This window comes from Methylotenera versatilis 301 (assembly GCF_000093025.1).
Taxonomy (GTDB): domain Bacteria; phylum Pseudomonadota; class Gammaproteobacteria; order Burkholderiales; family Methylophilaceae; genus Methylotenera; species Methylotenera versatilis.
The window spans coordinates 235330-254938 of the sequence record NC_014207.1 but is presented as its reverse complement, the minus strand read 5'-3'; the positions used below and the strand labels follow the sequence as shown (position 1 = coordinate 254938).

The window sequence follows — 19609 nt, the reverse complement described above, 5'->3', positions numbered from 1 at the left end:
TATTTACCTTATCGAGAGCAAAGCTGTGGAATCAGGCACATTTAAATTAGCAACATGGAACGTCAACTCTTTAAATGTTCGTCTTCAACATGTATTGGATTGGTTGCGCGATAACCCGATTGACGTGCTTTGCTTGCAAGAAACCAAGCAAGAAGATAGCAAGTTTCCTTATACTGAGTTAAAAGAAGCGGGTTATAACGCCATTCACAGTGGGCAAAAAACATACAATGGCGTGGCTATTTTAAGCACGCATGACATGACAGAAGTCGAACATGGTATTGCCGATTTTGAAGATGGGCAGAAGCGCGTGATTTCAGCCACTATTAACGGTGTACGCGTAGTGTGTGTTTACATTGTGAATGGCCAAGCGGTTGATTCTGAAAAGTATGAATACAAGATGCGCTGGTTAACTGCGCTCAATACTTGGCTGGCTGGTGAGCTTAAGAAGTACCCAAAACTGGTTGTATTAGGCGATTACAATATTGCGCCTGAAGACCGCGATTGCCACGACCCAGCTGCTTGGCTAGGGCAAATATTAGTCAGTCCGCAAGAGCGCGAGCACTTTCAAAAACTGCTACAACTGGGCTTACATGATAGCTTCCGCTTGTTTGAACAGGCAGAGAAGAGTTTTAGCTGGTGGGATTACCGCATGATGGGCTTTAGACGTAACTTTGGCATGCGCATTGACCATATTTTAGTCAGCGATGCGCTTAAATCTGCTTGTATCGCCGCGACTATCGACAAAGCTCCACGCAAACTGGAAAGACCTTCTGACCATACGCCAGTGATTTTGGAGTTAGGTCTTTAAATCAGTTGTTCAGTATTACTTAATCTTAATCCCGAGCTGCTTGAGTTTGCGATACAAATGCGTACGCTCTAAGCCTGCAATATCTGCCAATTTACTCATGTTATTAGACGCATCTTTCATGTGATGTTGAAAATAAATGCGTTCAAAATCATCTCTTGCTTCACGCAAAGGCTGGTCTAAAAACGGCAGGTCTACAGCAGCGCTTGTCTTGATTTCTTCAACTTGAACTGGTTTAGGCTTTTTGATTTCAGCAGTTTTCACCTGTACTTCAGGGTCATCAAACTGATGCAAAACACGTTTCACATCATCTAAAGTAATTTTTTCACCAAGACTTGTATGTATTAAATTTCTGATAGCTGCATCTAATTGTGCCAAATCACCAGGCCAATTGGCGTTACGCAAGCCATTCAAGGCTGCCACATCAAACTCGCGGTATTCCAAGCCAGCCAACTCTAGTTGTAAATTAGCGATCGCCACCACTAAGTCAGGGATATCTTCTCTGTGCTCTTCCAAAGCTGGCACACGCAAAGATACAGCTGACAAAGCCTGAAATAAATTATGGTCAAATAAAGATTCAGCTTGCAGCTTAGGTAAATTCTCGCTGGTGCCGCACACCACGCGCACATGGTATTTTTCTGACTTTGCAATCAACAGCAGCAAGCCTTTTTGCTCGGCTTTTTTAAGATCGGCGATCTCTGGAATATACAATATACCGCCACGAATCGATTCAAGAATGTCTAAAGGCATATCAACGAGCTTGTTAAAGTCCGTCAGTTGCAGCCAAGGGCTACCTGAGTCTTGTAAATAGCGTGCGCAAAGCTCAGCTCCACAACCTTTAGGTCCAATCAACAAAACTGGTGTCGGACTGATGCCCACAGCAATTTTATCTAGCCTATCTTTCAGCGCTGTCACAATCGGGCTTTTGCCCAGACTGGTGAGATTCATTTCAGATTTAGGCTGTTGCTCGCTGTGTTTTAAAGCAGCACTGACGGTTTTTAAGAGTTTTTGTAATGCAATTGGTTTTTCTAAGAAATCAAAAGCGCCGATACGCGTTGCTTCTACGGCGGTATCTATGGTGCCATGACCAGACATCATCACCACTGGCATTGTCAGCAAGCTGCTATTCGCCCACTCTTTAAGCAGCGTAATACCATCGCAATCTGGCATCCAAATATCTAACAACACAATATCAGGGCGCTCATGCAGGCGTGCAGCACGTGCAGCAGCGGCATTTTCAGCCAGCTGCACTTGGTAGCCTTCATCTTGCAAAATATCGCGCAAAAGTTCTCGTATCCCAATTTCGTCGTCAACGACTAATATATGTTTTGATGCCATTTTCTATCTTCTTTATGATTCTGTATGACTAAGTATGTCTATCAAGAGTGGAATTTTAATTGTTACAATTGCGCCTGTTGTTTGCATAGCTTTTGGTACATTTTCAATTTTAATACTGCCTTTGTGTTCTTCAATAATCTTTTTAACGATAGCTAACCCTAGGCCAGTACCGTGTGATTTGGTGGTGACATAAGGCTCAAACACGTGCAATAACATATCTTCAGGAAAACCTAGCCCATTATCGGTGACTGTTAGCGCTAACATTTCACCTTCAATTTTAGTTTGAACCGCTATCGTGGCATCAGCCTGATCTATAAGTGCATCTTGCGCATTTTGCAGCAAATTATGGATCACCTGACGCAGCATCGTGCTATCACCCTTAATTGGACAAGACTGCTTTTCTAATACCAAGCTGATCTTGCTGCCCGACTGGTCGTAAAGTGAAACGACTTCTTTAATGAGATTATTTAAGTCTAATTTTTGCAGTTGTGGTGTAGGCGAACGGGCGTAGTCACTAAACTCATTCACCATGCGCTTCATCGCATCGACTTGGTTAACGATGGTTTCTGTTGAGCGTTTTAACATCTCGGCATCGGCAGCATTGAGCTTACTGAGTAATTTATGTGACATACGTTCTGCCGATAATTGAATCGGCGTAAGCGGATTCTTAATTTCATGCGCAAGTCGCCTTGCCACCTCGCCCCACGCCGCGTCTCGCTGCGCTTGTATCATAGTTGTTGCATCATCAAACACCGCGACATAGCCACCATCAGGTAAACGTGTTCCACGCACTGTGAGTATCTGTTTGCCATGAGCGCTCAACAATTCCACTTGCGTTTGAGCATCCTCTTTATGTGTGCCAGCTTGCTCAACGTCATCTAAACTATTCATGGCTACGGTGAGTAAGAAATTCTCTAGTCGAGGATGTTTAAGATTAATTTGATCGAGCTTTAAGCCCACATAACCTTCTAGCGGCACACCTAATATATTCATGGCGGCTTCATTAAATGTACGCAATTCTCCGCGTTTATTAAGCGCCATCACACCAGACGACAAATGCGCTAATATAGTTTCTAAATAGCCGCGGGCAGCTTCTACGCGGGCTCGGTTGCTATCGGCGGCTTTAGTTGCATCATCTAATTGCTGCGTCATACTATTAAAAGATTGAACCAGCACGCCAAGCTCATCTTTACCATGTGCGGGCAGCATCGTGCTGTAGTCACCGCTGGCAATCGCCTTAGTACCCTCTGCCAATACCGTTAAAGGGGCTGATAGCTTGCGACTTAACACGAAAGCCACTGCAACCGCACCCAACATTGCCAGCATCATCACCAAGGTCAGCGTGAGGGCAAATACTTCTCTTAATGAAGCACGGCTATATGAAAGCTGCTGGTAATCCTGATAGACATCCTGCACCGCTTCAGCAGTCGTTGCGAGTGGTTTGGGTACAGGTTGCAACAACTGCAATATCCGCGTTTCACCAGTTAAGTCTTGACCGTTGACTGGCGCCAGCACGCGTAGATACAAGCCTTTATTGCCGATCGGCTCAATACTTGCCAATATATGTTTACGCGCTTGCCTTAGTTGCGCCACGCTTGGTAATTCAGGTAAAAAACTACCTGAATCACTACTTGATACCTCTAAAATTCTGCCTTGTACCGTTAGTAAAGTCAGGTCTTGTATGCCGCTTTTTTCACGTAAGTCATTCAAGATTGAATGTGTATTCGCTGGCTGAAAAGACAGCGTGGTCGCCATGCTCTCGCCTTTTTCCTTCACATCTGCCAGCATAATATCTAAGGCTGTACGCCCTAAATTAAGCCCGCCTTCAAGCGCAGCTTCTACCTTCACGTTAAACCAGGACTCAATAGATCTTGTTAAAAAATTCACTGAAACAAGATAGACGATTAAGCCTGGAATAATCGCCATCATCGCAAAGCTGGTTAATAGGCGTAGGGTAAAACGGCTACCTACAACGCCTTTACGAATTTGTCGGTACAAACGAAAAATCTGATAACCAATCAACACAATCAAAAATGTCGCCAATACGCCATTGAGTGTGACTAATAAAGTGTAGTATTCACCAGAGGCAGCAGTATTAGCACTTGCGTTTGATAGCAAGTACAGTAAAAAGCCGCCTAAGGCAGCACTCACTAGAACGACATATTTCATTTGAGAAAATTGATCATTTAAACAAACTAGGCACCCACTCAAAGCGCTGCGAACTCATTTTCCAGTCATCTGAGCCCATGGCATCGCCTTGCAATACTTTTGGTAATTTTTTAGGGTCTAGCCGCATCAACACAGCGGCCTTATAGTGTTCGCCTTTTTCCACTTCCGACTTTTGAAATACTTTTAAGTCACTGATTTCAGATAAATCATCAGTCGCTTCATCTAAACGCACAAAAGCTTTTTGCTGATCGCCACGAATCACTAAAAACTGTCTGGAGAGCGCATGGTAGCTTAAAGTCACATGGTGAGTGACGGTCACCACTTCGTCGTCAAACCAATATTTACGGGGTTTTGCCAGCTGAAATTCAATCAAGAAATTAAGCTCAAAGCCTTTGCTAATGGCCTCTTCCATCTTCTCGCTAAACTTCATGTCAACGTCTGCATTCAGTGCGTAGGAATCATCAAGCGCAGCTAGCGACGCACTCCTGATGTTCATACTACTGCTACCCGCCATCGCTGTTGTTGCAAACAGCACAAGCAAGCAAATAGAGAGGAAATGTTTAATTTTTTTGCAGCAACGCATAGAAAAAGCCATCGTGTGCATTTGTAGGGATAAGCTGACCATTGATTTGAGTGATTTCTGCTGCGGCATAATTATCTGGCAACGCAAATGGCAATTGAGTTGCATCCGCATTATTTTGTAAGAAATTATCCACTTGTCCTTGATTTTCTTCATTAAAAACAGAGCACGTTACATAAAGTAATTTACCACCCTTTGCCAACATCTGCCATAAGTTAGCCAGAATTTTAGCCTGCTGACGAGTAAATGAAGCAATATCAGCTTCACGTCTCAACCACTTGATATCCACATGGCGTCGCACAATGCCAGATGCGCTGCATGGCACATCCGCTAATATTCTGTCGAAAAGCTGCGGCGCAGTTTTCGCATCACTCCACCAATCAGTCATTGATGCATCGCCAACCAAAAGGTTCGCTTTTAACTTCATGCGGCTCAAATTACTTTGTACACGCTGCAAACGCACTTCATCAGAATCTAAAGCTGTTAAAGCTACATCTGCCAGCTCCAAAATATGCCCCGTTTTTCCGCCTGGCGCGCAACAAGCATCCAGCACGTTCATGCCAACTTTGGCTTCGAGCAGATAGGCCGCCAGTTGTGCACCTAAATCTTGCACAGAAACAATACCATCGCTAAAACCCGGGATTTTTTCTACCGGCACAGGATTCGCTAAAATCAAAGCCTGTGCGCCGATATGTTTGGCTTCAATATCTTGGCGAGTTAGTAGCTGTAAGTAATCCTGCATACTGATTTTTTGCGTATTCACCCGCAAAGTCATAGGCGGATGTTGATTACCCGTTTCTAGCATGCCCTGCCAATGATTTGGATACTGCACTTTAAGCTTGCTAACCCACCACTGTGGATAAGAATAAACCGCCACATCGCTAGATTTAAGCTTCGCAGCGAGCTGAGCTTTTTGACGTAAGAAATTACGCAAAATCGCATTCACCAAACCCTTAGCCCAGCTTTTAGGCGCAGGGCGTTTTAACTGACTCACCGCATGCACCGCTTGGTTCACCACCGTGAACGAGTCAGCTTTATCATGCAATAACTGATAAATCGCGACTAATAACAAAGCATTGATACGGTCATCCGTGAGCGGCTTTTCTAGCAATTGCACCAGATAAGCATCAATCTCACCATAAAACCGCAAAGTCCCGTAACTCAAATCCTGCGCCGCCCCACGCTGTTGTGGCGTAGCGCTAGGAAACACCGCCAAAGCCGCAGGCAAAGCCAAAGTAAGATTATGACCAGACAACACCTGATTCACAGCATTCGCAGCGATTTGTTGAGATATATACAAAGAAAACTTTCAAATTCAACTAAAAGCCTATTCTAAGCGACTAAGCCCGCAGTTGCACGCCGATAAACCATTTAAGCCGAAATTAAGCGAAAAAATACAAATGCCCGTCATTCTGAGCGTAGCGAAGAATCCAAAGGATTTTCATTATTTTCACGAAAACTGGATTCTTCACTACGCTCAGAATGACGAGTGATAGATTTTTACATTAAACAATCAGTCGTGAAATTCCAACGCATTTGACTTTTTATCGCCTGCTACCGCGCCTGCGCTGCCCAGTTTCATGGGAGTTTTCGGTAAGCGGCTGTCTGAGCGTTAGCGAGTTTCCGCTTGCCGTCTCAAGTTATTTAAAGTCTTAGGGATTAAGCGGGAAGGGATAACCTTTTCTTTGGTGACTTTCTTTTGGCTAAACAAAAGAAAGTCACTCGCCAAGAAGCGAAAAAGAATGCTGCTCAATACAGCGAGTATGGTTTTAAACTTAGTTTGCGCTTGTAATAAACCACTCAACTATAGCCGACATCACCATAACACCTGCAGCATCAACAACTTCAACTGGAATTGCTACCGACAGGCGCCCACGACTCACAAGCTCCTGACCCCAAGTTTCTACAACTTCTGAAGAAACCGGACATCTTGCCGATATTTGCCCAACAGCTGGCTTATGGAACTTTGCTTCGAGACGCCTCACAACCGGTACAAAGCTCGTATATTCAGCAAAATGCTTAGCTAAAAATGCGCCTGAACCAGCTTCAGCAAGAGCAAGCATAGCACTGGCATGAACAGTGCCGAGATGATTTGCGTACTGAAGGTTTTCAGGCAGGCTAGTCTCAAAGCCGCTATCATTAGCAGCTAACTCTAGTCCGATTAGTTGATTAAATGGTAGTTCTGAAACATTCATATCGCTTTAAACACATTTAAATATTAGCCATCGCCATCAACCGCGCCACCCGCTCCTCAGTCTTAGGATGCGTACTAAACAAACTATCAAACGACACCCCCGCCAATGGATTAATAATCATCATCTGCCCAGTTTCCGGGTGTGCTTCCGCCGTTGGATTATGAATTTGATGTGCATAATCACTAATCTTCTGCAATGCGCTCGCCAAGGCTTTCGGGTCACGACTAATTTCTGCGCCAACTCTATCCGCTTCAAACTCACGTGAACGCGAAATCGCCATTTGAATTAATGAAGCTGCCATTGGCGCCAAAAACATCATCAACATTGCTACCACGGGACTCACGCTGCGCTTACCATCATCACTACGCCCTCCTCCAAACAGCATGCCGAATGTGCCGATAGATGAAATTGCACCTGCTATCGTCGCAGAGATAGTAGAAATTAGGGTATCTCGATGTTTGACGTGAGCAAGTTCATGTGCCATCACGCCGCGTAACTCACGTTCGCTTAGCACCTGCATAATGCCTGTAGTGGCGGCAACGGCGGCGTGTTCTGGGTTGCGACCAGTGGCAAAAGCATTTGGCTGCGCTTCATCCATTACATACACTTTTGGCATAGGCAATTGCGCATTTTCTGCAAGCTCTTTTACCATGTTGTAGTAGTTGCGTAACTTTAAGTTGTCACCAAAGTTGTTCTCTGGGCTAACTTCTTGCGCACCGTACATTTTGAGCACGGCTTTATCTGAAAACCAGTAGGCATAAACGTTCATGCAACCAGCCAATACCAGCGCTATCAACATACCGCCACTACCCCCAAGTGCTGCCCCCACAGCGCCGAATAAAGCAACAATCGCCGCCATCAACACGGCAGTTTTTAGCCAATTATCGAACATTGCGATCTCCTTTTTTAATACAAACTAATGTTTGATAAATGATGGCAGAGGATAAAAATTCAAGTTCAGCCGCAATATGAAGTTAACTAAAGAAATCGCCAATTTGCAAATTATGTCCTTGCACAAAAGCTTGCGCGCTAAGGCGCTTGCCGCCTGGTGCTTGCAGCTCAGTAATATGCAACAAACCATCGCCGCAGCCAACAGTAACGCCATCCTGCACGCTAACGATTTCGCCGATTTTAGCTTTACCTTCTTTTGCGGTAGCCATCCAAATACGGCACACTTCACCTTTAAGTATGCCTTGTGCAACAGGGAAAGGGTTAAATGCTCGCACTTGACGAGATAACTCAACCGCACTTTTTTGCCAATCAATGGCCGCTTCTGACTTCTCTAACTTATGTGCATAAGTCACTAAAGACTCATCTTGTGGTGTCGCTGGCAGCGAACCTTTTTCTGCTAACTCAGCCATTGCTTGCACCATCAAATCAGCACCTGTTTTACTGAGCGCATCATGTAAAGTTTGAGTGGTATCACTTTCAGTAATCGGCACCACACCTTTACTAACCATCGCTCCCGCATCCAAAGCTGGAACAACCTCCATAATAGTGACGCCCGTTTCGGCATCACCCAACAATAAAGAGCGATGAATAGGTGCAGCCCCGCGCCAGCGAGGTAGCAAAGAAGCGTGAATGTTGTAGCAGCCAAATTTCGGCATATTGAGAACAACTGTCGGGATAATCAAACCATATGCCGCCACTATCATCACATCGGCATGCGCAGCTTCTATCTGTGCTTGCACGGCTGTATCTTTGAGTGTTTCAGGTTGAAATACATGCAAACCATGTTGCTCAGCCAATACCTTAACGGGACTCGCTTTAAGCTTCATTCCACGCCCTGCTGGGCGATCTGGTTGCGTGAGCACCATGACGATTTGATGCCCCGCTGCTATTAATGCGGCTAGAGCTGGGACGGCGAATTCTGGCGTACCAGCAAATATAATTTTCAAAGTATTTTCCTAAATGACGGCTTATATCTGGATTACTTACTGAGTCACTACTTGTGACGTGTGAGTTTCAGCATTTTATTTTTGATGCGGCTACGCTTGAGCGGCGATAAATATTCAACGAAGACTTTACCAAGCAAATGATCCATTTCATGCTGTATACAGATGCTTAGCAAGCCTTCTGCTTTCAAGGTAAATGGCTTGCCGTTGTAATCTAAAGCCTCAACGGTCACCTTTTCAGCTCGGGTAACTGTTTCGTATACACCAGGCACTGATAAGCAACCTTCTTCATAGTCTTGCACGCCACTTTTTTCAATGATCTTAGGATTGATAAATACCTGTAAATGGTCTTTGGTTTCGCTAGTATCAATGATTAAAAGCTGAATGTGCTGATCCACCTGTGTAGCAGCTAAACCGATGCCAGGCGCGTCGTACATGGTTTCGCGCATGTCATCGATTAAACGACGAATGCTTGCATCCACCTCTTTTACTGGTTTAGCCACCTTGTGTAGGCGCGGATCTGGATAATTGAGTATGTCTAAAATTGCCATAAAAGCCTTGTTGCATCCTTAAAAGCTAAATTGTTACTATAAATATAGTTGTTTTTCCATAAAAGCTTGATTGTTTAATGAATTACGTGATAAATTTAACGTAATTTCGCGGTTAAAGTAGTTATTTAATTCGCATATTTTATAATGCATTTTTGACCGAGGTCATCAATATATGTTTCGCTATATTATAACGCTGCTCATGTTTTGTTGCATAAGCTTCAATGTTAACGCGCAAGTTGTTGCACTAAAAAGCGACCATCCTGACCGACATGTTGTGGTGAAAGGCGATACATTATGGGGAATTTCAGCTAAATTCCTAAAAGATCCGTGGCAATGGCCTAGCATTTGGAAACTAAACCGCGCGCAAATTAAAAATCCGCACTGGATTTATCCTGGTGACGTAATCGTACTAGACATGAGTAGTGGCACACCACAATTGCGATTATTACGTGAAACAGTCACCCTACAGCCAGGCGCTGTTGAAGAGCCTTTGGACAAAACAGCCATTTCTACCATTCAACTTAGTGTAATCGGACCATTCTTAAGCCAGCCACTGGTGATTGAAAAAGACCAATTAGCTAAGTCACCCAGAATTATTGCGAATCAGGATAACCGCGTAGTACTTAGTCCGGGTACACGCGTGTACATCAATAAAATAGCAGAAGGTGGCAACCTTAATTGGTATGTTTATCGCCCCGGTGATAACTTAGTGGATCCTGACACTAAAAAAGTGTTAGGTGTAGAAGCAACCTATTTAGGTGATGCCAAAATCACAAAATATGGCGAGCCAGCAAGTGCAGACATTACTAAAGCCAAAGAAGAAATTTTCACTAAAGACCGATTAGTAGCTACTGGCGATGATGTGATTACCAACTTTGTACCGCATGCACCAGACTCTGCAATCTCAGGTCGCATCATCAAGATTTACGGTGGTGTTGCTGAAGCCGGTCCACAAAGCATCGTTTCTATTAGCCGTGGAACTAAAGACGGTATAGAGGTTGGGCACGTGCTTGCAGTTAATAGATATGGAGCCATTATTAAAGACCCTGAGTATGTAAAAGAGAAAGATGCAAAAGACAGCAAATCAGCATCTGGACTTGAACCCGGCATGGTTAAATTACCTGATGAGCGTGTTGGCTTATTGATGGTATTCCGTGTATTTGAAAACGTATCGTATGCCCTAGTCATGCAAGCATCACAACCAATTAACACACTTGATTCTGTAACAACACCTTAATTAATATAAACGCTTATGCAAGAAAACCGCAGTGATGACGCCTACAGCGAAGAACTTGTAGAAAAGTCACTGTGGATTGCTTTAAGTAGCATTCATGGTATTGGCTCACAAACATTTTGCCAGTTACTCAAAACTTTTGGTAATCCCAGTCATATTTTCACTGCTAGTCATAGCCAATTAAAAGAAGTTGTTTCAGATGCAATTGCAGCGGAAATCATAAAAGGCGTTAATCATGATAGCCTTTCTGACTCACTGCGGTGGCTATCTCAGCCAAATAACTACCTAGTCACTCTGGCTGACACTCAGTATCCACAGGCTCTGCTAGAAATTACTGACCCCCCACCTTTTTTATACGCAAAAGGTAACTTAGCCTTATTAAACCAACCTAGTATCGCGATTGTTGGTAGCCGCAACGCCTCTGTGCAAGGCGAAAAAAATGCTGAGGCGTTTGCGCAGGGTTTGTCTGAATACGGCTTATGTATCGTGAGTGGTTTGGCACTTGGCATTGACGGCGCTGCGCACAGAGGCGCCTTAAAAGCTAAAGGTTCTACTATCGCCGTCGTTGGCACTGGCTTAGATATTGTCTACCCCGCCAAACATCGAGATTTAGCACATCAAATTGTCGAACACGGGCTGATTATTTCTGAATTCGCTTTAAGCACACCCTCCAAACCACAAAACTTTCCAAAACGGAATCGCATCATTAGCGGCTTAAGCTTAGGCTGCTTGGTGGTTGAAGCTAATTTGCAAAGTGGCTCGCAAATTACCGCACGGCTCTCTGCAGAACAAGGTCGTGAAGTATTTGCGATCCCTGGCTCGATTCATTCACCAATGTCTAAAGGCTGCCACCAACTCATCAAGCAAGGCGCTAAATTGGTCGATAGCCTGCAAGATATTGTCGAAGAGTTAGACCTAAGCAAGCAAGATTCAAATATTAGTGAGATATCCAGTGACGAGATTAAAACTAATCACGCCATCCTCACTCTAATGGGTTATGAACCGATTGCGTTAGAAAACTTAGTCAATTTAAGTGGCTTGACGGTGAGCGAAGTTTCATCCATGCTAATGCTATTGGAATTAGAAGGGAGTGTCGCTAGCCTAGCAGGCGGAAAATATCAAAAAATTGTGTAACTGATTCATCTAAATTCAAGAAAATTTAGAAATTTGATTTATGCATAAACCATCACACTTTATTTAAGAATAACTCTAATTTAAGGATAAACATCATGTTTGAAGTATTGGTTTATATGTTTGAGAATTACATTGATACACACTTTAGACCTGACGAGAGCACGCTTTCAAGAGAGTTGAGTGCCGCAGGCTTTGATGAGCAAGATATTAACGGCGCATTTGATTGGTTCAACCAGCTAGAACTGATGGCCGACCAAGCTGATATATTTGAAACGCCAAATCACGTAAGTACACGGATATTTACTAGTGATGAACTGAAAAAAATCACAGGTGAAAGCTTAGGCTTTGTACTGTTTCTGGTTCAAGCCAAAATCCTCAATACAGCACAGCGCGAACTGGTGCTAGAACTGGCCATGAACTTACCACAACCACTCATCAGCATTGAGGAAATGCGCTGGATCGTGCTCATGACCACTTGGGGTGCTAGTAAATCTGGCCCAGATAAAACCAAAGAATATTTATTTATTGAAGATGCGCTACTCAATAAACAAAAACCGACTTTGCATTAGCAAGTCGGTTTTTTTATTTTTAAACTTAGGGATAAGTGAACTCTACTTTTCGCTGATATTTTCAATGATTTTGCAAATCATTGTCGAGCGATTTAGCGTATAAAAATGCAGGCTTGGTACACCCCAAGCTTGTAATGTTTCACATAACTCACTGACGACATCTACGCCAAAGGCGCGTAATGAATCTATATCTTCGCCATATTCTTCCAGACGCATTTTAAGCCAACGTGGAATATCAGCACCACAAACGCTTGAAAATCGAGCCAATTGGGTGATGTTATAGATCGGCATAATGCCCGGCACGATAGGTACATTAACGCCAGCGGTCTGACACTGATCGACAAACCTAAAGTAAGCATCTGCGTTGTAAAAATACTGCGTAATGGCGGAGTTAGCACCCGCATCTACTTTACGTTTTAAATTCAGCAAGTCTGCCTTAGGCGTTCGAGCTTCTGGATGAAACTCTGGATAAGCCGCCACTTCGATATGAAACTGATTCCCAGTTTCAGCACGAATAAACTCCACTAGCTCAACTGCATACTTAAAATCACCCGCACTCACTTCACCTGATGGCACGTCGCCACGCAATGCCACTAAACGCTTGATACCGCGCTCTTGATAGGTTTTTAGTAATTCACGAATTTCTTCTTTGCTCGCTGAAACACAAGAAATATGTGGCGCAGCTTGAAAGCCTTCTTGATGAATTTCCAGCACAGTATCCATAGTTCTATCGCGTGTAGAGCCGCCTGCACCAAACGTCACAGAAAAGAATTCAGGATTATACTGAGCTAATTTCGCACGATTTTCGCGCAGCTTCTCTATACCGTCCGCAGTTTTAGGCGGAAAGAACTCAAAACTAAAAGCAGTTTTTTTCATTTATTAATCTTTATTATTAGTCTTTTTTATTGTCAATCACAATAGCCGCGAACAGCCAAGACAACACGCTATACACTAAGGCGCCGATAATGCCTGCCATTAAAGTTTTAACCTCAAAGCCTTGTAGCCAATGACCCACACCATAAAACAATAAGCCATTAATCACTAGAATAAAAAGTCCGAGTGTAAGAATAGTAATGGGCAAGGTTAATATGACCAGAATTGGCTTAATCAACATGTTGACTAAGCCAATCACCAATGCTGCTAGTAACGCTGTTGTGAAATTAGCCACGTGAATATTTGGCACTAAATACGTGACCAATAGTAAAGCCAATGCATTTAATACCCATACAAATAATAGTTTCACGAGCTAACTCCTTAATAAGCGTTAATGTGGCTTAGTAGCGGTATGTATCTGGCTTATAAGGGCCTTGTTTTTGCACGCCGATGTAAGCTGCTTGTTGATCCGTTAATACAGACAGTTGTGCATTGAGCTTTTTCAATTGCAATATCGCAACTTTTTCATCTAAATGCTTAGGCAGAGTATATACGCCAACTGGGTAATTAGCAGTTTGCGTAAATAACTCAATTTGCGCAATAGTTTGATTCGCAAAAGATGAGCTCATCACGTAGCTTGGGTGGCCTGTACCGCAACCTAAATTCACCAAGCGTCCTTTTGCTAACAAGATGATTTTTTTACCATTCGGGAAAATCACATGGTCAACTTGTGGCTTGATTTCATCCCACTCGTATTTTTCAAGTGAAGCTACGTCAATCTCATTATCAAAGTGACCAATGTTACACACAATGGCTTGGTCTTTCATTTTCGCCATATGGTCATGGGTAATCACGTGATAGTTACCTGTTGCCGTGACAAAAATATCGCCATGCTCACAAGCGTAATCCATAGTGACTACACGGTAGCCTTCCATCGCCGCTTGCAGCGCGCAAATTGGGTCGATTTCTGTTACCCAAACTTGTGCTGAAAGTGCGCGTAAAGCCTGTGCAGAACCTTTACCCACATCGCCATAACCAGCCACAATTGCCACTTTACCTGCAATCATCACATCAGTTGCGCGTTTAATTGCATCAACCAATGATTCGCGGCAACCATATAGATTATCAAATTTTGATTTGGTCACTGAGTCATTAACGTTAATTGCTGGGAAAGCTAATTTTCCTTCTTTATGCATCTGATACAAACGATGCACGCCAGTGGTAGTTTCTTCAGTCACGCCGATGATTTTAGCTAGGCGAGTTGAATACCAAGTAGGATCAACTTTTAATTTTGCTTTAATCGCATCAAACAAGCAAATCTCTTCTTCTGAAGATGGATGAGCAATCACTGATAAATCTTTTTCTGCGCGTGTACCAAGATGTAACAATAGTGTTGCATCGCCACCATCATCTAAAATCATGTTTGAATAGCCACCATCGGTCCACTCAAAAATACGGTGGGTGTAATCCCAGTATTCAGTCAGTGTTTCACCTTTAATAGCAAATACTGGCGTGCCACCCGCAGCAATTGCAGCGGCAGCATGATCTTGGGTAGAGTAGATATTGCATGATGCCCAACGCACTTCAGCACCAAGATCTTTTAACGTTTCAATCAACACAGCCGTTTGAATGGTCATATGTAAAGAGCCCGTGATACGTGCCCCTTTGAGTGGTTGTACGATTGCAAATTCTTCACGAATTGCCATCAAGCCTGGCATTTCGGTTTCGGCAATAGCGATTTCTTTACGGCCAAAAGCGGCTAAGCCAATATCGGCAATTACATAGTCTTTAAACGTTTCTAAATTTTTCTGGGTCACAGTATTCATATTCATTTCCTTGAATGTGTGACCGGGGGGATGGGGAATAATATTGAGATGCTAACGCTTTTCTCACCCGTATCCCGTGCCCGGCACGGTTAATAATGGTGAGCGCCGTTAAAACATTTTCCGAGCCTGGGAAGCCGTATTAAAAATGACAGCTCTCGCAGCGCTCCTCGGAATTTCTAAATTATACTCGATATTTTTTAGCTTACAAATAGCAAAAAATACCTAAGTAAATAATTTTGTTACTGAATCTCGCACTAGCTCCATATTTCATGGACGTCGCTAATCCCCCAAAGCACGGGATCTTCATGACCAACAATAGAGTCTTGCTCATGGGGTTTGGATAAATCTATCAACTCAATATTGATACGTGATTTGGATTTTGTTGAGAAAAATACTTTTACAATAGGTGTTAACAGTGACTTTGGGCTTTGATCAATCACTACAGCCAATCGCCCAGACTTGAGCTTAACCATAGAGCCTATTGGATATATACCCACACTCTTAACAAATGCCTTAAAGACCACCTCATCAAAATGCCCATTCCATTGCGCCATGCGCTGCAATGAAACGCCCGGCTCCCAACCGTCTTTGTATGGTCGGTTAGATGTAATTGCATCGTAGACATCACACACAGCGCCCATTTTGGCAAAAATACTGATTTCCTCAGCCTTTAGTTTTTTAGGATAGCCAGTGCCATTTACCTTTTCGTGATGGTGTAAGCACACATCTAAAGTAACCTCATCTGTGATATTAGCTTTTAATAAAAGTTCATATCCTCGCTCTGGATGCAGTTTAACTAAAGTAAACTCATCCTCTGTCAGCGCACCAGGCTTATTAAGGATCTCTGAAGGAATAGCGGCCTTGCCTAAATCATGTAACAAGCCTGCCAAACCGGCTTTTTTAGTTTCTACTTGAGACAAACCTAGCTCTTTAGCCAAAGCCACCATCAGTGCGCAAACTGCCACTGAGTGCATATAGGTATATTCGTCTTTGTTTTTTAAGCGTACTAGGCTAATCAATGCGCCTAGATTTCTATCTACTGAAGAGGCTATCTCGTCAACCATCTGCATGGCGGCTTCGACATTAACGGCTTTCCCCATACGGACGTCGTGAAACATTGATGCAACAGCTTTTTTAGAAGCGTTAATCACTTTCTTCGCTTGAGCTTGCTCTTGTGCAATCGAAATTTGTTTGGGTTTTGGTGGTGGGGTCGGAGTAACTACGAGTTCAACAGAATTTTCTACGGCGGGAGGAGTTGCTGATTTTACAAGCTCATTGAGCTCCTCAACATCCAAGCCTTTGGAGGTATCAATCACTACTTCTTTAATGACGCTGGCTTGCAGTTTTTTTAAATCAGAAGGATCTTCTAATTTGAAGGCTTTTTTCCAGAAAGGATGGTCTATCCAAGCACCTTTCAGCTCTTGGATAAACATACCTAATCGAACTTGTTTTGTAGAAACAACTTTTAACATATGCCACCACTAAAAATACACTAACAGTCAGTTAGCATCATTTTAGCAATGGCACAGTCAATCCAATTGTTTTAAATGGAAGCCTTTAACGCCGCTGCTTTATCAATCGCTTCCCAGGTGAATTCTGGCTCATCACGGCCAAAGTGACCGTAAGCAGCTGTTTTGGCGTAAATTGGACGGAGCAAATCAAGCATTTTTACGATACCTTTCGGACGTAAATCAAAATGCTCACGCACCAATGCAGTCAATACTTCATTGCTGACCTTGCCAGTACCGTATGTTTCCACCATCACGCTAGTTGGCTGTGCAACACCAATCGCGTAAGAAACCTGCACCAAGCAACGTGATGCTAGCCCAGCAGCGACAATATTTTTAGCTACATAGCGGCCTGCATAAGCAGCGCTACGGTCAACTTTTGATGGATCTTTACCAGAGAAAGCACCGCCGCCGTGAGGAGCTGCACCACCGTATGTGTCTACAATGATTTTACGGCCTGTTAAGCCGCAATCACCTTGTGGACCACCAATCACAAAGCGACCCGTAGGATTCACTAAGTATTTAATCTCACCTTTGATGAGCTCTTTTGGCAATACGGGCTTGATGATTTCTTCAATCACCGCTTCACGAATGGCTTCTAAAGTCATTTCAGGCGCATGTTGTGTTGACACGACTACTGTGTCGATTGCACTCGGTTTGCCATCTACATACTTAATGGTCACTTGCGATTTAGCATCAGGACGTAACCATGGCAAACGACCATCTTTGCGCAACTGCGCTTGGCGCTCCATCAAACGATGGCTCAACCAAATTGGCAATGGCATTAATTGTGGGGTTTCATCCACTGCATAACCAAACATTAAGCCTTGGTCACCTGCACCTTGGTCTAGTGGGTCATCATGTGCACCATCCACACCTTGTGCGATGTCTGGCGATTGTTTGTCGTAAGCCACTAATACTGCACAACCTTTATAGTCGATACCGTACTCTGTGTTGTCGTAGCCGATGCGTTTAATCGCATCACGTGCGACTTTGATATAGTCAACATTCGCTGTTGTGGTAATTTCACCTGCTAGTACAATTAGACCAGTATTAGCTAGGGTTTCTGCCGCTACACGGGCAGTTGGGTCTTGGGTTAAAATAGCATCTAAAATGCTGTCTGATACTTGGTCTGCGAGTTTGTCTGGGTGACCTTCAGAAACAGATTCTGAAGTAAAAAGATATTCGTTCATTAATGTGCGCCTTGGGAACTAAAGATTTAAAAAAATGAAATGAAACTCATACTAAAGGCTGAAGCATGAATCACAGGTCAAAGACTAACCTGTTATTGTACCTAACTATTTAAACAATATAATTAAAATAAGAAGAATAAATGACAGCCTATTCAGTCAATCAATTTATAATATGACGATGAATTTACACTTTACAAAAATGCAAGGCGCGGGCAATGACTTTATCGTTATTAACGGCATTGATCAGCCATTTCAGCTCACAGCCGAGCAAATCCAAACTTTGGCGCATCGTCAATTTGGCATTGGGTTTGACCAGCTTCTATTAGTCGAAACGTCTAAAGTTGCCGATTTTAAATACCGTATTTTTAATGCTGACGGCAGTGAAGTTGCACAATGCGGCAATGGTGCGCGCTGTTTTGTACGCTTTGTTGTAGACCAGAAATTAAGTAACAAACATGAAATTAGTGTGGAAACCGCCAGCGGCATTATTACGCCAAAATTGGAAAATAATGGCTTAGTCACCGTGAATATGGGTGCACCTAGATTGTCACCAAGCGAAGTCCCTTTCATTGCTGATGCAGCTGCCAATAGCTATGTGTTAGAAGTGGCCGATCAACAAATCACCATTTCAGCAGTTTCTATGGGCAATCCACATGCCGTACAAATTGTAGATGATGTGGAGATTGCACCAGTGGTCGCCCTTGGTAGTCAAATTGAAGTGCACCCACGCTTTCCTGAGCGCGTGAATGCTGGGTTTATGCAGATTATTGATGAGCACCATATCAAACTAAGAGTATTTGAACGTGGTAGTGGCGAAACACTTGCTTGTGGCACGGGCGCTTGCGCAGCCGTAGTTGCGGGCATCCAATTAGGGCGATTACAATCACCAGTCAAAGTATCTGCCCGTGGTGGGGAGTTGCATATTGCTTGGCAAGGCGGGAACTCCCCCGTCATGATGACAGGTCCAGCTGTGGCTGTATTCACCGGCAACATCGAAATATAATCTAATAAAAACGCGCTCACCTACGATAACTACAAGCGATAATCACAAGGACGACCATGCAAGAAGATATTCAAAACACGATTTCAGCAGACGACGTAAAAAGTTATTTGCGCACATATAAAAACTTCTTTGAAGAGCATGCCAGCTTACTGACCGAAATCTTCTTACCTAGCCCGCATGGTAGTGGCGCTATTTCACTTGCAGAGCGCCAACAACTGGCACAGCGTGACAAAATTCGCGTGCAAGAAGTGATGTTGGCGCAATTGATTGAGTTTGGTGAGCAAAATGATGTTACTAGCCATAAAGTACATAGCTTCAGTGTTAAATTGCTTGAGAATAAAGACTTAAACAGGCTGCAACCGCTGATTGCTGAAAGTATGCAGCACGTGTTTGATGTCAAGGAATCTCAAGTGCGTATTTGGTTAAAACCTAATGATGAAGCACTGGCGCAAGAAACTGTTTTCGCACCAGTCAGTGATACTTTTAGCGATTGGGTAGTTGCACTTGAAGCCCCACATTGCGGCGCCAAACCAGAGTCAGCGGAAGGTTTACTTGGTGAGAACCTTCAATCTTTTGCATTTATTCCGCTCTACAAAGACGGCGATAAAAAACATGCATTTGGCGTACTCATTTTGGGTTCAGAAGACCAAAAACGCTTCAAAGCTGACATGGGCTTAATGTACCTAAAACGGATAGGCGACTTAGTCAGCGCCTCGTTCTCAGCCTACCTCTAAGG

19 protein-coding genes and 1 riboswitch are annotated in these 19609 nt (G+C 43.5%); of the genes, 6 read left to right on the top strand and 13 right to left on the bottom strand.

All coding sequences use genetic code 11. The features are described from left to right. The first annotated feature begins 25 nt into the window (after positions 1-25). Positions 26-808 carry an exodeoxyribonuclease III gene (gene xth / locus M301_RS01140; protein WP_013146922.1) on the top strand — a complete coding sequence of 261 codons (783 nt, stop codon included), beginning with the start codon at positions 26-28 and terminating at the stop codon, positions 806-808. A 15-nt stretch (positions 809-823) separates the two neighbouring features. On the opposite strand, the gene M301_RS01135 is transcribed toward xth, so the two are convergent. The 8 genes from M301_RS01135 to def form a co-directional block, all read right to left on the bottom strand. Continuing rightward, positions 824-2143: a sigma-54-dependent transcriptional regulator gene (locus M301_RS01135; RefSeq protein ID WP_013146921.1), complete on the bottom strand. Its 1320-nt coding sequence runs from the start codon at positions 2141-2143 to the stop codon at positions 824-826. A 12-nt stretch (positions 2144-2155) separates the two neighbouring features. Next, a complete protein-coding gene (locus tag M301_RS01130; protein ID WP_013146920.1) occupies positions 2156-4312 on the bottom strand; it encodes a sensor histidine kinase in 2157 nt (718 codons plus the stop codon). Between the two features lie 13 nt (positions 4313-4325). Next, on the bottom strand, positions 4326-4895 hold the full coding sequence (locus tag M301_RS01125; protein ID WP_013146919.1) for a DUF4390 domain-containing protein: 570 nt from the start codon (positions 4893-4895) through the stop codon (positions 4326-4328). Continuing rightward, entirely contained in the window at positions 4873-6192 is a 1320-nt protein-coding gene (gene rsmB / locus M301_RS01120) for a 16S rRNA (cytosine(967)-C(5))-methyltransferase RsmB (RefSeq protein WP_013146918.1), read from the bottom strand. The genes M301_RS01125 and rsmB overlap by 23 nt, the downstream gene beginning before the upstream one ends. Before the next feature lie 475 nt (positions 6193-6667). Next, positions 6668-7087, bottom strand: a complete 420-nt coding sequence (locus M301_RS01115; RefSeq protein WP_013146917.1) for a PaaI family thioesterase — start codon at positions 7085-7087, stop codon at positions 6668-6670. Between the two features lie 16 nt (positions 7088-7103). Then, positions 7104-7979 (bottom strand): zinc metalloprotease HtpX, encoded by an 876-nt coding sequence (htpX, locus tag M301_RS01110; protein ID WP_013146916.1) that lies wholly within the window; start codon positions 7977-7979, stop codon positions 7104-7106. 82 nt (positions 7980-8061) lie between these two features. Next, the gene (gene fmt / locus M301_RS01105) at positions 8062-8985 is read right to left on the bottom strand and encodes a methionyl-tRNA formyltransferase (protein ID WP_013146915.1); all 924 of its coding nucleotides are present in this window, start codon (positions 8983-8985) and stop codon (positions 8062-8064) included. Positions 8986-9032: 47 nt separating this feature from the next. Further along, complete coding sequence (def, locus tag M301_RS01100; protein ID WP_013146914.1) at positions 9033-9533, bottom strand: peptide deformylase; 501 nt, start codon at positions 9531-9533, stop codon at positions 9033-9035. A gap of 172 nt (positions 9534-9705) precedes the next feature. Between def and M301_RS01095 the strand changes: the two genes are divergently transcribed. The 3 genes from M301_RS01095 to M301_RS01085 all read left to right on the top strand — a co-directional run bounded on the left by M301_RS01095 (position 9706) and on the right by M301_RS01085 (position 12470). Beyond that, complete coding sequence (locus tag M301_RS01095; protein ID WP_013146913.1) at positions 9706-10770, top strand: LysM peptidoglycan-binding domain-containing protein; 1065 nt, start codon at positions 9706-9708, stop codon at positions 10768-10770. A gap of 15 nt (positions 10771-10785) precedes the next feature. Then, entirely contained in the window at positions 10786-11901 is a 1116-nt protein-coding gene (gene dprA, locus M301_RS01090) for a DNA-processing protein DprA (protein WP_013146912.1), read from the top strand. Between the two features lie 95 nt (positions 11902-11996). Then, the gene (locus M301_RS01085; protein ID WP_013146911.1) at positions 11997-12470 is read left to right on the top strand and encodes a Smg family protein; all 474 of its coding nucleotides are present in this window, start codon (positions 11997-11999) and stop codon (positions 12468-12470) included. A gap of 42 nt (positions 12471-12512) precedes the next feature. Here the strand turns inward: M301_RS01085 and metF are convergent, their stop codons facing one another. The 5 genes from metF to metK form a co-directional block, all read right to left on the bottom strand. Further along, on the bottom strand, positions 12513-13346 hold the full coding sequence (metF, locus tag M301_RS01080; RefSeq protein ID WP_013146910.1) for a methylenetetrahydrofolate reductase [NAD(P)H]: 834 nt from the start codon (positions 13344-13346) through the stop codon (positions 12513-12515). Positions 13347-13362: 16 nt separating this feature from the next. Beyond that, positions 13363-13713, bottom strand: a complete 351-nt coding sequence (locus M301_RS01075) for a phage holin family protein (protein WP_013146909.1) — start codon at positions 13711-13713, stop codon at positions 13363-13365. 31 nt (positions 13714-13744) lie between these two features. After that, a complete protein-coding gene (gene ahcY / locus M301_RS01070) occupies positions 13745-15169 on the bottom strand; it encodes an adenosylhomocysteinase (RefSeq protein ID WP_013146908.1) in 1425 nt (474 codons plus the stop codon). Between the two features lie 93 nt (positions 15170-15262). After that, positions 15263-15344: riboswitch (S-adenosyl-L-homocysteine riboswitch) on the bottom strand. A 79-nt stretch (positions 15345-15423) separates the two neighbouring features. Further along, a complete protein-coding gene (locus M301_RS01065; RefSeq protein ID WP_013146907.1) occupies positions 15424-16641 on the bottom strand; it encodes an HD-GYP domain-containing protein in 1218 nt (405 codons plus the stop codon). A 71-nt stretch (positions 16642-16712) separates the two neighbouring features. Continuing rightward, positions 16713-17870, bottom strand: a complete 1158-nt coding sequence (gene metK, locus M301_RS01060) for a methionine adenosyltransferase (RefSeq protein WP_013146906.1) — start codon at positions 17868-17870, stop codon at positions 16713-16715. Positions 17871-18048: 178 nt separating this feature from the next. Here metK and dapF point away from each other — a divergent pair, with 178 nt between their 5' ends. Together dapF and M301_RS01050 are read left to right on the top strand one after the other, a co-directional pair. After that, entirely contained in the window at positions 18049-18873 is an 825-nt protein-coding gene (gene dapF, locus M301_RS01055; RefSeq protein WP_041359594.1) for a diaminopimelate epimerase, read from the top strand. Between the two features lie 56 nt (positions 18874-18929). After that, a complete protein-coding gene (locus M301_RS01050; RefSeq protein ID WP_013146904.1) occupies positions 18930-19607 on the top strand; it encodes a DUF484 family protein in 678 nt (225 codons plus the stop codon). Positions 19608-19609 lie beyond the last annotated feature (2 nt).

Excerpts from the sequence above, each read along its gene's own strand:
- M301_RS01135 (WP_013146921.1), bottom strand. The coding sequence starts at position 2,143 with ATGGCATCAAAACATATATTAGTCGTTGACGACGAAATTGGGATACGA.
- M301_RS01130 (WP_013146920.1), bottom strand. The coding sequence starts at position 4,312 with ATGAAATATGTCGTTCTAGTGAGTGCTGCCTTAGGCGGCTTTTTACTG.
- M301_RS01125 (WP_013146919.1), bottom strand. The coding sequence starts at position 4,895 with ATGCGTTGCTGCAAAAAAATTAAACATTTCCTCTCTATTTGCTTGCTT.
- M301_RS01115 (WP_013146917.1), bottom strand. The coding sequence starts at position 7,087 with ATGAATGTTTCAGAACTACCATTTAATCAACTAATCGGACTAGAGTTA.
- htpX (WP_013146916.1), bottom strand. The coding sequence starts at position 7,979 with ATGTTCGATAATTGGCTAAAAACTGCCGTGTTGATGGCGGCGATTGTT.
- def (WP_013146914.1), bottom strand. The coding sequence starts at position 9,533 with ATGGCAATTTTAGACATACTCAATTATCCAGATCCGCGCCTACACAAG.
- M301_RS01095 (WP_013146913.1), top strand. The coding sequence starts at position 9,706 with ATGTTTCGCTATATTATAACGCTGCTCATGTTTTGTTGCATAAGCTTC.
- dprA (WP_013146912.1), top strand. The coding sequence starts at position 10,786 with ATGCAAGAAAACCGCAGTGATGACGCCTACAGCGAAGAACTTGTAGAA.
- M301_RS01085 (WP_013146911.1), top strand. The coding sequence starts at position 11,997 with ATGTTTGAAGTATTGGTTTATATGTTTGAGAATTACATTGATACACAC.
- metF (WP_013146910.1), bottom strand. The coding sequence starts at position 13,346 with ATGAAAAAAACTGCTTTTAGTTTTGAGTTCTTTCCGCCTAAAACTGCG.
- ahcY (WP_013146908.1), bottom strand. The coding sequence starts at position 15,169 with ATGAATACTGTGACCCAGAAAAATTTAGAAACGTTTAAAGACTATGTA.
- M301_RS01065 (WP_013146907.1), bottom strand. The coding sequence starts at position 16,641 with ATGTTAAAAGTTGTTTCTACAAAACAAGTTCGATTAGGTATGTTTATC.
- metK (WP_013146906.1), bottom strand. The coding sequence starts at position 17,870 with ATGAACGAATATCTTTTTACTTCAGAATCTGTTTCTGAAGGTCACCCA.
- dapF (WP_041359594.1), top strand. The coding sequence starts at position 18,049 with ATGAATTTACACTTTACAAAAATGCAAGGCGCGGGCAATGACTTTATC.
- M301_RS01050 (WP_013146904.1), top strand. The coding sequence starts at position 18,930 with ATGCAAGAAGATATTCAAAACACGATTTCAGCAGACGACGTAAAAAGT.